16 protein-coding genes are annotated in these 13,332 nt (G+C 74.7%); 9 read left to right on the forward strand and 7 right to left on the reverse strand.

The window, feature by feature from the left end:
* Positions 1–456 (reverse strand): Asp23/Gls24 family envelope stress response protein, encoded by a 456-nt coding sequence (locus RDV89_RS10545; protein WP_315733001.1) that lies wholly within the window; start codon positions 454–456, stop codon positions 1–3.
* A 180-nt stretch (positions 457–636) separates the two neighbouring features.
* Here RDV89_RS10545 and RDV89_RS10550 point away from each other — a divergent pair, with 180 nt between their 5' ends.
* Together RDV89_RS10550 and RDV89_RS10555 are read left to right on the forward strand one after the other, a co-directional pair.
* Positions 637–1,206 carry an RNA polymerase sigma factor gene (locus tag RDV89_RS10550; protein ID WP_315733002.1) on the forward strand — a complete coding sequence of 190 codons (570 nt, stop codon included), beginning with the start codon at positions 637–639 and terminating at the stop codon, positions 1,204–1,206.
* Complete coding sequence (locus tag RDV89_RS10555) at positions 1,197–1,682, forward strand: hypothetical protein (RefSeq protein ID WP_315733003.1); 486 nt, start codon at positions 1,197–1,199, stop codon at positions 1,680–1,682. The genes RDV89_RS10550 and RDV89_RS10555 overlap by 10 nt, the downstream gene beginning before the upstream one ends.
* Here the strand turns inward: RDV89_RS10555 and RDV89_RS10560 are convergent.
* Positions 1,675–2,982: an MFS transporter gene (locus tag RDV89_RS10560; RefSeq protein WP_315733004.1), complete on the reverse strand. Its 1,308-nt coding sequence runs from the start codon at positions 2,980–2,982 to the stop codon at positions 1,675–1,677. The two genes, RDV89_RS10555 and RDV89_RS10560, sit on opposite strands and share 8 nt — an antisense overlap.
* 82 nt (positions 2,983–3,064) lie before the next feature.
* On the opposite strand from RDV89_RS10560, the gene RDV89_RS10565 reads away from it, so the two are divergent.
* The 5 genes from RDV89_RS10565 (at position 3,065) to RDV89_RS10585 (ending at position 6,662) form a co-directional block, all read left to right on the forward strand.
* Positions 3,065–3,679, forward strand: coding sequence for a helix-turn-helix domain-containing protein (locus RDV89_RS10565; RefSeq protein ID WP_315733005.1), 615 nt, complete (start codon positions 3,065–3,067; stop codon positions 3,677–3,679).
* On the forward strand, positions 3,679–4,032 hold the full coding sequence (locus RDV89_RS10570) for a sterol carrier family protein (RefSeq protein WP_315733006.1): 354 nt from the start codon (positions 3,679–3,681) through the stop codon (positions 4,030–4,032). The genes RDV89_RS10565 and RDV89_RS10570 overlap by 1 nt, the downstream gene beginning before the upstream one ends.
* A 7-nt stretch (positions 4,033–4,039) precedes the next feature.
* Positions 4,040–4,471 carry an alternative ribosome rescue aminoacyl-tRNA hydrolase ArfB gene (gene arfB, locus RDV89_RS10575; protein ID WP_315733007.1) on the forward strand — a complete coding sequence of 144 codons (432 nt, stop codon included), beginning with the start codon at positions 4,040–4,042 and terminating at the stop codon, positions 4,469–4,471.
* 155 nt (positions 4,472–4,626) lie between these two features.
* A complete protein-coding gene (locus RDV89_RS10580) occupies positions 4,627–5,547 on the forward strand; it encodes an alpha/beta hydrolase family protein (RefSeq protein WP_315733008.1) in 921 nt (306 codons plus the stop codon).
* 173 nt (positions 5,548–5,720) lie between these two features.
* Complete coding sequence (locus RDV89_RS10585) at positions 5,721–6,662, forward strand: TauD/TfdA dioxygenase family protein (RefSeq protein WP_315733009.1); 942 nt, start codon at positions 5,721–5,723, stop codon at positions 6,660–6,662.
* Positions 6,663–6,782: 120 nt separating this feature from the next.
* Here RDV89_RS10585 and RDV89_RS10590 read toward each other — a convergent pair whose 3' ends face one another.
* The 5 genes from RDV89_RS10590 to RDV89_RS10610 form a co-directional block, all read right to left on the reverse strand.
* Positions 6,783–7,604, reverse strand: coding sequence for an ABC transporter permease (locus RDV89_RS10590; RefSeq protein ID WP_315733010.1), 822 nt, complete (start codon positions 7,602–7,604; stop codon positions 6,783–6,785).
* A gap of 32 nt (positions 7,605–7,636) precedes the next feature.
* Positions 7,637–8,653 (reverse strand): ATP-binding cassette domain-containing protein, encoded by a 1,017-nt coding sequence (locus RDV89_RS10595; protein ID WP_315733011.1) that lies wholly within the window; start codon positions 8,651–8,653, stop codon positions 7,637–7,639.
* A gap of 163 nt (positions 8,654–8,816) precedes the next feature.
* A complete protein-coding gene (locus tag RDV89_RS10600; RefSeq protein WP_438823268.1) occupies positions 8,817–9,464 on the reverse strand; it encodes a response regulator in 648 nt (215 codons plus the stop codon).
* A complete protein-coding gene (locus RDV89_RS10605) occupies positions 9,461–10,816 on the reverse strand; it encodes a sensor histidine kinase (RefSeq protein ID WP_315733012.1) in 1,356 nt (451 codons plus the stop codon). The genes RDV89_RS10600 and RDV89_RS10605 overlap by 4 nt, the downstream gene beginning before the upstream one ends.
* A 174-nt stretch (positions 10,817–10,990) precedes the next feature.
* Complete coding sequence (locus RDV89_RS10610; protein WP_315733013.1) at positions 10,991–11,662, reverse strand: methyltransferase domain-containing protein; 672 nt, start codon at positions 11,660–11,662, stop codon at positions 10,991–10,993.
* Between the two features lie 67 nt (positions 11,663–11,729).
* On the opposite strand from RDV89_RS10610, the gene RDV89_RS10615 reads away from it, so the two are divergent.
* Both RDV89_RS10615 and RDV89_RS10620 read left to right on the forward strand, forming a co-directional pair.
* Complete coding sequence (locus RDV89_RS10615; protein ID WP_315733014.1) at positions 11,730–12,308, forward strand: helix-turn-helix domain-containing protein; 579 nt, start codon at positions 11,730–11,732, stop codon at positions 12,306–12,308.
* A gap of 25 nt (positions 12,309–12,333) precedes the next feature.
* Positions 12,334–13,326, forward strand: coding sequence for a helix-turn-helix transcriptional regulator (locus tag RDV89_RS10620; protein ID WP_315733015.1), 993 nt, complete (start codon positions 12,334–12,336; stop codon positions 13,324–13,326).
* Positions 13,327–13,332 lie beyond the last annotated feature (6 nt).

Raw genomic sequence — 13,332 nt, forward strand, 5'->3', positions numbered from 1 at the left:
TCACTCCACGCGGGGGGCGGAGGGCTCCTCGTCGGCGTCGCCCTCGAGGTAGATGTCGTGGACGGTGATGTTGACCTCGGTCACCTCGAGGCCGCTCATCCGCTCGACGGACGCGATCACGTTGCGCCGGATGGCCGCGGCGAGGTCGGCGATGGAGACGCCGTACTCCGCGACGATGTCGAGGTCGATCGCCGCCTGGCGCTCGCCCACCTCGACCGCGACGCCCTGGGAGAGGTTGGTGCGCGAGCCGGGGATCCGCTCGCGGAGCGAACCGACGACGCGGGCGGCGCCGCCACCCAGGTCGTGGACGCCGTTGATCTCGCGGGCGGCGATGCCGGCGATCTTCGAGACGACGGTGTCCGCGATGGAGGTGCGGCCGTTCTCGGAGACGAGGGTGCCGGTGGTGCGGGTCTCGACAGCGGTGCTGGGGGCCTTGGGGGCCTGCTTCTCGGTCATCGGAACTCCTTCGTGAGTAGGTGGGACGGTGATTGGTCGTGCGGTGTTCGGAGTTCGTCACGCAACGGCGGGGTGGCGTGCGTCACATCATGGTGACGCGGGGGTCCTGAGGTGGTCCGCGGGTACCCGGAGCGGGCGGGCCCGGGAGCGGGCTTGGAGGCGGGGAGCACCATCCACCTCGTGAGCACCGAGGGCCCGCAGCGAGGCGGGGCGTCCGACGACGCGCTGCTGCGCGCCGCGCGCCTGGGTGACGAGGAGGCCTTCGCCGTGATCGTCGACCGCTACGGCCCGGGGATGTACCACTACGCCCTGCGGCTCGTGGGCGGCAGCGCCGCGGACGCGGGCGAGGTCACCCAGGAGGCGCTGATCTCCGCGTGGCGCAGCCTCGACTCCTTCGCGGGTCGCTCGAGCCTGCGGACCTGGCTGTTCCGGCTCGTGCACCGCCGGGCGGCCGACCTGCACCGGCACCGCCGTCCGACGCCGATCGACGACGAGCTCCTGTCGACCGTGGTGCGCCCGGCGACCGAGAACCCGCTGCAGCGCGTCATGGAGGCGGAGCTGGTCGCCGCCTTGCAGCAGGCGCTGGACGAACTACCGTGGCACCAGCGTGCGGCCTGGCTCCTCCGCGAGATCGAGGGCATGTCCTACGAGGAGATCGCCGCCGCGCTCGACACCACCCCCGGCAGCGTGCGAGGACACCTGCACCGGGGCCGGAGGACCCTGGCGGAGAGGATGGCGCGATGGCGGTAGAGCCGTACGACCCGTTCGACCGAGCCACCGACGTCGCCCGCCGGGAGGCCCGGACCACGCCCGACGGCTGGATCGAGATCGTGGAGGCGGTGCGGGCCGGGGTTCGCGCCAGCGTGGCTCCGTCACCCCCGCTCGTCACGTTCGGCCCCGACGGGACGCCGAGCCGCGACGACTCGGGATCGCGGACCCTCGTGTCCGAGCGGGTGGTGCGCACCGTCCTGCGTCGCGCGCTCGACAAGGCCGAGACCCATGCGCCCGAGGACATCCGGCTGGTCGTCGAGGACGGCCGGCTCGCGGCGGTCGAGGTCGACCTGGTCGCCGCCTACGGTGCTCCGCTGGCGCAGGTCGGCGAAGCCGTGCGGGTGCTGCTGCTCGAGGTGCTGCGCGACCTGCTGGGGCCCGACCCCGACTTCGACGCGCCCCACCTGGGCGTCACCTTCACCGACGTCGTCGTCGGCGACCCGCGCGTCAGCTGACCGGCGCCACGGGGCCCGTCGCTACAGCGCGCTCCGCCCGGCGCGCCCGGTCCAGCTGCGCGGTCCACACGTCCGGGCGCGGCACGCTGCGCACGGTCGGCGCGAGGGTGACGACCAGGGCCACGACCACGCACCCGCCGAGGAGGGCCGCGGTGGCCACGGTGCCGCCGTACGCCGCCAGCAGCCCGCCGCCGACCACCGGCGCGAAGGGCATCACGGACCAGGACAGGAACGCGCTCGTCGCGCCCACCCGGCCCTGCAGGTGGTCGGGGGTCAGGGCGATGCGGTACGCCCCGATCCCGGCGTTGCCGATCGGGTTCAGCAGCACGAGGGTCGACAGGCACGCGGCGACGACACCGGGGTGGGCCCACCACACCAGGGGCACGAGGGGCAGCGCGCAGGTCCAGGCCACGGCGACGGTCAGCGCGCCGGTCGGGGTGCGCGCGATGACGCGCGGCGCCAGCGCCGCCCCGACGAGACCGGCGATCCCCGCGGCCGTCATCACCAGGCCGATCGCGGCCGCGCTGTGCCCCGCGTCGACCATGCGCAGCAGCACCACGAACAGCAGCCCGTTGACGACGAGGTTGCTGAGCGCCGACCAGCACGAGATCACCCGCAGGGTGCGGTGCCCGAGCACGAACCGGCCGCCCTGCACGACCTCGTGCACCGCGGAGCGCACCGGGCCGCGGCCGTCGTCGGTCGCGGGCCGGGGCGGCGCCGACAGGTCGGTGCGGATCCGGCCCAGGGTCGTGAAGGAGACGAGGTAGGTAGCGGCGTCGACCGCGAAGGGCAGCCAGCGGCTCACGCCCAGCAGCACGCCGCCGAGCGGGGCGCCGAGCAGGCTGGCGACCTGGCCGCGCGCCTGGTTCTGGGCGAGCGCCGTGGACAGCTGGTCGGTGCGCACGACCGAGCGGACCGCGGAGAGCTGGGCGGGCTCGTAGATCCCGGTGAGCACGCCGGCGGCCAGCGCGCCCGCCGCGAGCCCGGCGACGCCCAGCACGTCGAGCGCGAGCGTCGCGGCCAGCACGGCGTACAGCGTCAGGCCGGCGAGCGAGACCCCGCGCAGCAGGCGCCGGCGGTGCAGGCGGTCGGCCAGCACCCCGGCGGGCAGCAGGGCGGCGACGATCCCGGCGAAGTACGCGAACTGCACCAGGGCCGCCGCGCCGGGCGAGCCCGAGATCGCGAGCGCGACGAGCGGGTAGACGAACGCGCTCATCCGCGCGCCGAGCTCCGAGACCGTCTCGCCGATCCACAGCACGGTGAAGTCGCGGTTGCGAGCGAGGTCGCGGTAGCCGGTCATGGGGGCAGCGTAGGTACGCAACGACAATTGCGCAAGTAGTGTTGCGCAACAGATGGCGGGCGTCCTCGCTAGGGTGGCGGACGTGTCCGACCGACCAGCCGCGGCGAGCTACCGGCCGATCAGCGACGCCCGCACCCTGCGGGCGTTCGCCCACCCCGTGCGCTCGCGGATCCTCGACGAGCTCAACGCCCGCGGACCCCAGCGCTCGGCCGACCTCGCGGAGGTCCTCGGCCTGCCGGCCAACCAGGTGAGCTTCCACGTGCGCAACCTGGCGACGTACGGACTGGTGGTCGAGGCCCCCGAGCACGCCCGCGACCGGCGCGACCGGGTGTGGAAGCTGGCCGACGACGGCCACGGCTTCACGCTCGAGCTCGCCCGGATCGAGGACGAGCCCGGCGGCGCCTCCATCGCCTCGGCGTGGCGCGGGCTGGCCGTGGGGCGCGCCCACCGCGAGGTCGAGGCCGCGTACTCCGCCGAGCGCGACCCCGCCACCGTGCGCAACATCATGCAGGCGACGTTCCTGCTCACCAAGGAGGAGGCCGAGGAGCTCGCCGCCGACCTCAACGAGGTGATGGGGCGCTGGACCGGGCGCAGCCGGGAGAGCGGGGGCGAGGGGCGGCAGGTGTACGCGCTGCTCCAGCTGCTGCAGCCGCGCCCGGACGACCTGGCGCCCGGTTCCGAGGGGGAGGACGCCTGATGCCGCGCCGGCTCGTGCCCGCCGACCCGCTGCAGGTCGCCGAGGCCCTCCGTCGCTGGCGTGCGGGCGACGCCTCGCGCGCCGACCTCAAGCTGCTGGTCAAGCACCACCTCGCGCTGCTGCAGGAGAAGGCGCCCGGGGCGAGCGTCGAGGTGCGGGTGCCGCCCTACGCCGCCGTGCAGGTGGTGCCCGGGGTGCGGCACACCCGTGGGACGCCCCCGGCGGTCGTCGAGACCGACGCCGACACGTTCCTGCGCCTCGCCACCGGCGAGGCGCGGTGGGGCGACCCCGACGCGCAGGTGAGCGCGAGCGGCGAGCGTACGGACCTGTCCCCCTACCTGCCGCTGCGCTGAGGGCGACGTGGAGCCGGGCGACGACCTCGAGGTGACGCGGCGCTGGCGCGTGCCGGCCCGTGAGCTGGTCGAGCGCTTCTCCCGCTCCTCGGGACCCGGCGGGCAGGGCGTCAACACGACCGACAGCCGCGTGGAGCTGACCTTCGACGTCACCGCGTCGTCGTCGCTGCCCGAGCACCTGCGCGAGCGGGTGCTGGAGCGGCTGGCGGGCCGCCTCGTCGGCGGCGCCGTGGTGGTCGCCGCGTCCGAGCACCGGGCGCAGCGCGACAACCGGCGCGCCGCCCGCGAGCGGTTGCTCGTCCTGCTGCGTGAGGCCGCGGCACCGCCGGCCGCCCGGCGTCGGGCGACGCGCCCCACCCGCGGCTCGCAGCGGCGCCGCCTCGACACCAAGACGCGGCGCGGCGAGGTCAAGCGCGGGCGGCAGGGACGCTGGGACTGATGGGATGCGAGGCCCGTCCGCGGCAGGGTGGGTGACGAAGTCCCTGGAGGGCCGCCGACCGGGCGGCCCGGAGACGGAGGTCGTGTGTGGGTGCGGGTGCGGGTGCGGGTTCGGGTTCGCGTGGCAGTGGCCGGTCGAGGGTCGGTCGACGGGCGGTGCTGGGCGGGATCGGGGGACTGGTCGGCGGGACGTTCCTGGCCGGCTGCTCCGACGACGGCCTGCCCGGCGGCGCGGACGACCCGCCGCCGGACGAACCGTCCGAGCTGCCCGGGAGCGACGTGGTGACGCCGGAGCGGGTGGCCTACGGCGACGACCCGTCGCAGTACGCCGACCTCTACCGCCCCGCCCCCGGCACGGACGTGGACGGCCAGCCGTCGAAGGGCGTCGTCGTGGTGGTCCACGGCGGGTTCTGGGCGTCGGCGTACGACGCGACCCTCGGCGCCCCGCTCGCGCTCAGCCTCGCGGAGCAGGGGTGGACGGCGTGGAACCTGGAGTACCGGCGCGTGGGCGACGGGTGGGGCGGCGGCGGTGGCTACCCGACCACGTTCGACGACGTCGCGGCCGGGATCGACGCGCTCGCGGACGTCGACCTCACCGACGCCGAGCGGGCCTGCGTACTGACGCTCGGCCACTCCGCCGGCGGGCACCTGGCGACGTGGGCGGCCGCCCGCGGCCGGTACGCCCCGTGGTCGCCCGTGCGCGTGCCCGTCACGGGCGTCGTCAGCCAGGCGGGCGTGCTCGACCTCCGCGCCGGCCTCGCCGACCCCACCGCCCGCCCGAACGTGCTCGCCCTCATGGGCGGCGACGACGCTGCGGTGGACTACGCCCCGGCCGACCCGGCCCAGCAGGTCCCGCTCGACGTGCCCGTGCGCTGCGTCCACGGCCGCGACGACCGGATCGTGCCGATCGGCCAGTCGCAGGCGTACGTCGAGGCCGCCCTCGCCGCCGGCGCCGACGCCGAGCTGGTGGAGGTCGAGGGCGACCACTTCGTCGTCATCGACGAGACCTCCGACGCCTGGGTCGCCACGCTCGCCCTGCTGGACGGGCTGCGGGTGGCCTCTGGATTACCCGGTTGACCGGGTAACGCTCGACCTGGACCCCGTCTGAACGGGTCCCAAGTCGAGCGAAAGGGTCCCAGGTCAGGCGACGCTGTCCACACCTCGGGCGGATCGGCACCTCCTCCGGATCATGTCTATCGTGTTAGACGACTTACAGGGTGGTGGTCGAGACGCCGCCGGAGGAGGACGTCATGACCATCGCGCCGCACCGTCCGACCGTGGGGGCAGCTCCCGGCGTCGTCGTCCGCCAGGTCGGCGGCCGCCTGGGTGCGGTCGTCGAGGGCGTACGCCTCGGCGGCGACCTCACCGCGGGCGAGGTCGCCACCGTGCGGGCCGCCCTCCTGCGCCACGAGGTCCTCTTCTTCCGCGGCCAGGACCACCTCGACGACGGCGCCCACATCGGCTTCGCCGAGCGGTTCGGGCCGCTGACCACGGCGCACCCGACCGTCAACACCGGCAGCGCCCGGGTGCTGCGGGTGACCGCGAACAAGGGGATGGCCGCCAACAGCTGGCACACCGACGTCACGTTCGTCGACCGGGTGCCGGCGATCAGCGTGCTGCGCGCGGTGACCCTGCCGCCCTACGGCGGCAACACGGCCTGGGCGAGCACGACGGCGGCGTACGCCTCGCTGCCCGCGCCGCTGAAGGCCTTCGTCGACGGTCTGTGGGCGGTGCACACGAACTCCTACGACTACGCCCAGCTCGACGACGAGCACGAGCAGCCGGACGCGAACTACTCGCGCGACGACTTCGCCTCGACGATCTTCGAGACCCGCCACCCCGTCGTGCGGGTGCACCCCGAGACGGGGGAGCGCGCGCTCGTGCTCGGCAACTTCGTCAAGCGCTTCGAGGGGTTCAACTCCTCGGAGTCGCACCAGATCTTCCACCTGCTGCAGAACCGGGTGACCCGCCTCGAGAACACCTTGCGCTGGACCTGGCAGCCGGGCGACGTCGCGATGTGGGACAACCGGGCGACGCAGCACTACGCGGTGGCCGACTTCGACGAGCACCCCCGCGAGATGCGCCGGATCACCGTCGCCGGCGACGTCCCGGTCTCGGTCGCGGGCGAGCGGTCGGTGGTCCTCAAGGGCGACGCGCGGGCGTACTCGCGCCTCGACGAGCTGATCTCCTGAGCGACCCGCGTCCCCTGGGTGACCCCGCGGCCGGACCTCGTGCCGGAACGCTCGACCTGGGACCTGTTCAAACGGGTCCCAGGTCGAGCGTTACCCGGTGAACCGGGTAGTCCAGAGGGGTCAGCCCGCCCGCCGCATCGCACGGATGCCGGCGACGAGCCCGACCACGGCGACGCCGGCGGCGGCTCCGGCCCCGGCCAGCACGGTCGAGGCGTCCCACTGCCCGGCGAACAGGGCGCGCTCGGCGTCGACGACGTAGGTCAGCGGGTTCAGCGCCGACAGCGTGCGCAGCCAGGCCGGGCCGTCGTCGACGGGCAGCAGCATCCCGGCGAGCAGCAGTACCGGGAACAGGAACGTCTGCTGCACCGCCCAGAACATCCAGTCGCGGCCCGCGGCGGCCATGGCGAGCACGTACGACAGCGACGCCATCCCGACCGCGAACACCGCCATGATCGCCACGCCGACGAGCACGCCGCCCAGGTGCAGGTCGAAGCCGAACGGCGTCACGACGGCGACGATGATCGCCGACTGCGCGAGCATCGGAACGATCTCCTTCAGCGCCCGGCCGAGCAGCAGCGCGGAGCGCCGCACGGGCGCGACGAGGAGCCGCTCGTGCGAGCCGGTCTGCATCTCCAGCAGCAGGTTCGAGCCCACCATCGAGGCACCCATCAGGCACGACATGGCGACGATGCCCGGCACGAACCACTGCAGGGCCGAGCCGCCGGCGTACCCCACGTCGGGCAGCAGCGGCGCGAACAGCGCGAGGAAGAACAGCGGCTGGATCATCGAGAACACGACCTGGAACGGGTCGCGGCTCAGCGGCCGGATCTCGCGGACGAACACGGTGGCGACGTCGGCCAGGAAGCCGGTGGGGCGGGTGTACGCCTTCCGCTCGCGGCCGGCGGCCGCCTCGCGGTGGACGGGGACGGTGGTGGTGGTCATCGGGTGCTCCTTCGAGGCGACGGTGGGGAGGATCAGGCGGCGGGCTGGTCGGCGGGCTGCTCGGTCGGCTGGTCGGCCGGCTGGCCGTCCGCCTCGCGCAGGCTGCGGCCGGTCAGGGACAGGAAGACGTCGTCGAGGGTCGGGCGCACGACCTCGATCCCGGCGACCCCGACGCCCGCGTCGCCGAGGCGGCGCACGAGGTCGGCGGCGTACGCCGTGCCGTCGCGGTGCCGCAGCGCCACCCCGGGCCGGCCGTCCACCTCGACGGCGTGCGCCTCGGGGTCGGCGTCGCCGACGAGCGCCAGGGTGCGCGCGACCTCGTCGGTGCCGGTGAGGGCGACGGTGACGCGTACGCCCAGCCCGTCCTTGAGGTGCTGCGGGGTGTCGTCCGCGATGACCCGCCCGTGGTCGACGACGACGACGCGCTGCGCCATCGCGTCGGCCTCGTCGAGGTAGTGGGTGGTGAGCACGACGGTCGTGCCGGCGCGGTGGAGGTCGAGCACCTGCTCCTGGAGGTGGGCGCGGTTCTGCGGGTCCAGGCCGGTGGACGGCTCGTCGAGGAAGAGCAGCGCGGGCGCGTGGATCATGCCGAGCGCGATGTCGAGGCGGCGGCGCTGCCCGCCGGACATGGTCTGCACGGTGCGGTCGACGACGCCGCCGAGGTCGAGCGCGTCGACGAGGTGGGCGGCCCGCTCGCGGGTGTCGGCGGCGCTCATCCCGTAGGAGCGTCCGGCGTTGAGCAGCTCGTCGCGGCCGCGCTGGATGCTGCCGGCGCCGTTGCCCTGCCCGACGTACCCGATGTGACGGCGCACGTCCCCCTGCTCGCGCACCACGTCGAAGCCCGCGACGCGGGCGGCCCCGCTCGTCGGCGGCAGCAGCGTGGTGAGCATCCGCAGGGTGGTGGACTTGCCCGCCCCGTTCGGCCCGAGCAGCGCGACGAGCTCGCCGGGCTCCACGCGGAGGTCGAGGGATCGGACGGCCTCGACGGTGCCGCGCCGCCCGGGGAACGTCTTGGTCAGTGCGGTGGTCTCGATGATCGGTGCGTTCATGGGACCTACGCTCGCAGCGCGTGCGGTCAGGTTCTGTCCGTTGAGGTACGCCGTCTGCCGCGGCCGCGTCGGCGGCCGACTCTGTGCCGGAACGCTCGACCTGGACCCTGTTCAGACGGGGTCCAGGTCGAGCGTTACCCGGTGAACCGGGTAATCCAGAGGGTCAGCGCAGGAACGCCAGCACCGCCTTCACCCGCCGGTGCTGCTCGTCGTCGGCGTGCAGGTCGAGCTTCGCGAAGATGCGCTGCGTGTGCTTCTCCACGCCGCCGTCGGTGACGTGCAGGCGCCGGGCGATCGCCGCGTTGGACAGGCCCTCCGCCATCGCGGCGAGCACCTCGCGCTCGCGCGGCGTCAGGGCCTCGAGGGGGTCGCGGCGCCGGCGCATCAGCTGGGCGACGACCTGCGGGTCGAGCACGGTGCCGCCGGAGGCGACGGCCGTCACGGCGTCGAGGAACCCGGAGAGCTCGCTGACCCGGTCCTTGAGCAGGTAGCCCACCCCGCCGTCGCCGGTGGCGAGCAGCTCGTCGGCGTAGGACACCTCGACGTACTGGCTCAGCACGAGGATCCGCGTGCGCGGCGCGCGCCGGCGTACCTCCACGGCGGCCCGCAGGCCCTCGTCGGTGTGGGAGGGCGGCATCCGCACGTCGACCAGCGAGAGGTCGGGGAGGTGCTCGGCGACCGCGGCGACGAGCCCGGGCCCGTCGCCCGCGGTCGCCACGACCTCGTGGCCGGCGTCCGCGAGGATCAGCTGCAGGCCCTCGCGCAGCAGCACGGAGTCGTCGGCGACGACCACCCTCAACACGTCGCTCATGCCTCGCGCGGCACCTCCGCCCGCACGACGGTCGGCCCGCCGGGCGGGGACGTGACCGCGAGGTGGCCGTCGAGACCGGCGACGCGCCGCTCAAGCCCGGCCAGGCCGGTGCCCTTGCCGGGGTGCGCGCCCCCGACGCCGTCGTCGCCCACCTGCACCACGATCCGGTCCTCCTCCTGCGTCACGACGACCTCGACGGCCTCGGCGCGGCTGTGCTTGGCGACGTTGGTCATCGCCTCGGCCACGACGAAGTACACACACGTCTCGACGTGCGGCGCCAGCCCGTGCGCCGCGGCCGGGTCGACCCGCAGGTCCACGCGCTGCTCGCTGCGGGCCACGAGCTCCTCCAGCGCCGGGCCGAGGCCGCGGTCGACCAGCAGGGGCGGCGCGATGCCGCGCGAGAGGGCCCGCAGCTCGTCGATCGCGTCGCGGGCCTGCGCGTACGCCGCGTCCAGGGCCTCGCGGGCGCGCTCGGGGTCCTGGTCGAGCTGGTGGCGGGCGCGGCCGAGGTCCATCGCGAGGCGGACCATCCGCTGCTGCGGTCCGTCGTGGATGTCGCGCTCGAGGCGGCGCAGCGAGGAGGCCTCGGCCTCGCGGGCGGCGTCGCGGCCGCCGGCGGCGCGGCGTACCTCGGCCTGCAGGGTGCCGCGGCTGCACAGCATCACCTCGGCGAGGCTGGCGTGGGCCACGGCCGCGAGCCGGGTCAGCGGCACCAGGAGCAGCAGCGCGACGACGCCGAAGCCGGTCTGCAGCCAGACCTCCGTCGACCGCGCGTCCCCGAGGCCCATCAGCTCGGCGAGGCCCTGCTGCTCGGGGCCGTCGGGCAGCCACTGCTGCCAGAACCAGTACGTCGCGCCGTTCAGCACCGCCGCCCACACCACGACGACGAGCGACCAGGCGAACAGCCCGGTGACGAGCGCGAGCATGCTCCAGACGATGTCGAGCCAGGTCTGCGGGTCGCGCAGCGGCGTGACGACGCGGCGCAGCCAGCCGTCGCCGCGCCTCGAGGTCAGGTAGACCGGCGCCGGGGCGGGGCGCCCCAGCTGGCCGCGCAGCCGCGCCCGCTCGAAGTGCGCGAAGCCGCGGGCCACGAACGCCGTGGCCGCCAGCACGGGCAGTCCCAGCACCATCCACGCCAGCGAGCCGCCGAGCGTCGTGCCGACGACGACGACGACGAACGAGAGCAGGCCGGCGGGGAAGGCGACGAGTGCGTACCCCGTGTCGTCGAGGGTGCGGCGCAGCGTCGACCGGTGTCGCGGCGGTGGTGCGGCGGCGCCGGGAGCGCCGGGTACGCCGCCGGAGCCGGCCGTCGCGTACGCGTCGTGCGGGGGCATGGTCAGAGTCTCGGTCACCTGCTCGACGCTAGGCACCACCGGCGCCGCCCGGCAGCCTGCGAGCCGGACGGTGCGGTGTCGGGCTGGCCCGACAGCGCAGGAGTTCCCGGTTAACCGGGAACTCCTGCACTCTGTGGCCGTCGAAACGGGTACAAAGTGTCAAAGTTCCCGGTTAAGCGGGAACTCCGGCAGTCAGGCCCGACGCCGCGCGAGCAGGGTCGAGTCGTCGATTTCGAACGTCCGGTCGTTGCGGGTGACGGTGCGGGGGCGCTGCTCGACGACGAGCACGTCGAACGACTCCGGCAGGGCGGGCAGGAGGTCCTCGGCGAGCCACATCGCGCGCTGCTTGGCGCCGTCGAGCTGGGTGTGGTGCGCCGCGGGGGAGTGGCCGACGACGAGCAGGTGGCCGCCGGGGGCGACGGCGTCGGCGAGGCGGCGGGTCACGTCGACCATGCCGCCGTCCGGCGGGTGCAGGAAGTGGGTCGTGACGAGGTCGAAGGTGCGTCCGTCGGCGGCGAAGGTACGCGCGTCGACCTGCCACCACGACGTCCGCTCGGCGACGCCCGCCTCCTCGGCGTGGCGGGCGGCGCGGGCGAGGCCGTTGGCTGAGAAGTCGGCGCCGGTGACCTGCCAGCCCTGCTGGGCCAGCCAGACGACGTCGCCGCCCTCGCCGCAGCCGAGGTCCAGGGCGGTGCCGGGCTGCAGGCCGGACACCTCGGTCACGAGCTGCGGGTTGGGCCGTCCGCTCCACATCGACGTCGCGGCGTCGGCGTACCGCTCCTCCCAGCCCGCCGGCTCGAAGTAGTCCTCGTCCTGCCGGTGGTCCTGCTGGTGCGACCCGTGGTCGCCGTGCTCGTCGCTCATGCCCACCAGCGTGCGGCCCTCGGTCAGCACTGGCAAGTTCTGTTGCCGAGATGGCAAACTCGACCGCGTGGACGACGTCGGCGAGGTGCTGGAGGGCATCGGTCCGCGGCTGCGCGCGCTGCGGCTGGCGGGCGGCTCGACCCTCGCCGAGCTGGCCGCGACGACGGGGATCTCGGTCAGCACGCTGTCGCGGCTGGAGTCGGGGCAGCGACGCCCCACCCTCGAGCTGCTGCTGCCGCTGGCCCGCGCGCACCAGGTCGCGCTCGACGAGCTCGTGGACGCCCCCGAGACCGGCGACCCGCGGGTGCGGATGAAGCCGATCCGTCGCCACGGTCGCACCTTCGTCCCCCTCACCCGGCGCCCCGGCGGCGTCCAGTCGTTCAAGGTGGTCGTGCCGCCGCACGACCCGCGGCCGCCCTACCAACCCCAGGTGCACGAGGGGTACGAGTGGATCTACGTCCTCTCCGGTCGCCTCTACCTGCGCCTCGGCAGCCGTGAGCTGGACCTCGGTCCGGGCGAGGTCGTCGAGTTCGACACGCGCGTGCCGCACGTCGTGGCCAACCGCACCGACGAGCCGACCGAGTTCCTCGGGCTGTTCGGGCCGCAGGGCGAGCGGATGCACGTGCGCTCAGCGGACAGCACCTGACCGCTTGACGTCCTAGGCTCGGTCCATGGCCAGCACCAGCGCTCGCATGCTCCGGCTGCTCTCGCTGCTCCAGACCCACCGCTTCTGGACCGGGATGGAGCTCTCCGAGCGGCTCGAGGTCTCCGACCGCACGCTGCGCCGCGACGTGGAGCGGCTGCGCGAGCTCGGCTACCCGGTCGAGGCGATGCGGGGGCACGCGGGCGGCTACCAGCTGCAGGCCGGTGCGGCGCTGCCGCCGCTGCTGGTCGAGGACGACGAGGCGGTGGCGATCGCGCTGGCGCTGCGGGCGGCGGCGAGCGGGGCGGTCGCCGGGCTCGAGGAGAGTGCGCTGCGGGCCCTGACCAAGGTCGTCCCGGTGATGCCGCCGAAGCTGCGCCGCCGGATGGACGCGATCGCCACCCAGACCACCCAGGCGCCGCGCCGCGGTCCGGCGCTCGACGCGACCGTGCTGACCCGCCTGGCGCAGTGCTGCCGCGACGACGAGCGGCTGCGGTTCGCCTACGCCGCACGCCGCAGCACCGTCGAGGGCGCGCCCCTGCCGCGCCGCCACGTCGAGCCGCACTCGCTGGTCACGATCGGGCAGCGGTGGTACCTCGTGGCCTGGGACCTCGACCGCCGCGACTGGCGCACCTTCCGCGTCGACCGGATCAGCGACGCCGACCCGAGCCGGGTGCGGTTCGCGCCGCGCAGCCTTCCCGACGGGCTCGACGCGCTCGCCTTCGTGCGCCGGTCCACCGAGAGCGCGCCGCGGGCGTACGACGTGCGGGTGCTGGTGCACGCCGACGCCACGACCGTCGCGCGGCACGTGATGACCTGGGGCCGCGTCGACCCCGTCGAGCCCGACCCGACGACCGGTGGCCCGCGCTGCCGGCTGACCACCAGCGCCGACTGGCTCGACGGTCCGCTGTGGCTGCTGGGCGAGATCGACGCCGACTTCGTCGTCGAGTCGCCGCCCGAGCTGGTCGAGCGGGTGCGTCGGGTGGGTGAGCGGTACGCCCGGGCGGCGGCCACTACGTAGGGTCGG

This window comes from Nocardioides imazamoxiresistens (assembly GCF_032378595.1).
Taxonomy (GTDB): domain Bacteria; phylum Actinomycetota; class Actinomycetes; order Propionibacteriales; family Nocardioidaceae; genus Nocardioides; species Nocardioides imazamoxiresistens.

Excerpts from the sequence above, each read along its gene's own strand:
- RDV89_RS10600 (WP_438823268.1), bottom strand. The coding sequence starts at position 9,464 with ATGAGCGACGTGTTGAGGGTGGTCGTCGCCGACGACTCCGTGCTGCTG.
- RDV89_RS10555 (WP_315733003.1), top strand. The coding sequence starts at position 1,197 with ATGGCGGTAGAGCCGTACGACCCGTTCGACCGAGCCACCGACGTCGCC.
- RDV89_RS10595 (WP_315733011.1), bottom strand. The coding sequence starts at position 8,653 with ATGAACGCACCGATCATCGAGACCACCGCACTGACCAAGACGTTCCCC.
- RDV89_RS10560 (WP_315733004.1), bottom strand. The coding sequence starts at position 2,982 with ATGACCGGCTACCGCGACCTCGCTCGCAACCGCGACTTCACCGTGCTG.
- RDV89_RS10570 (WP_315733006.1), top strand. The coding sequence starts at position 3,679 with ATGCCGCGCCGGCTCGTGCCCGCCGACCCGCTGCAGGTCGCCGAGGCC.
- RDV89_RS10545 (WP_315733001.1), bottom strand. The coding sequence starts at position 456 with ATGACCGAGAAGCAGGCCCCCAAGGCCCCCAGCACCGCTGTCGAGACC.
- RDV89_RS10620 (WP_315733015.1), top strand. The coding sequence starts at position 12,334 with ATGGCCAGCACCAGCGCTCGCATGCTCCGGCTGCTCTCGCTGCTCCAG.
- RDV89_RS10590 (WP_315733010.1), bottom strand. The coding sequence starts at position 7,604 with ATGACCACCACCACCGTCCCCGTCCACCGCGAGGCGGCCGCCGGCCGC.
- RDV89_RS10610 (WP_315733013.1), bottom strand. The coding sequence starts at position 11,662 with ATGAGCGACGAGCACGGCGACCACGGGTCGCACCAGCAGGACCACCGG.
- RDV89_RS10585 (WP_315733009.1), top strand. The coding sequence starts at position 5,721 with ATGACCATCGCGCCGCACCGTCCGACCGTGGGGGCAGCTCCCGGCGTC.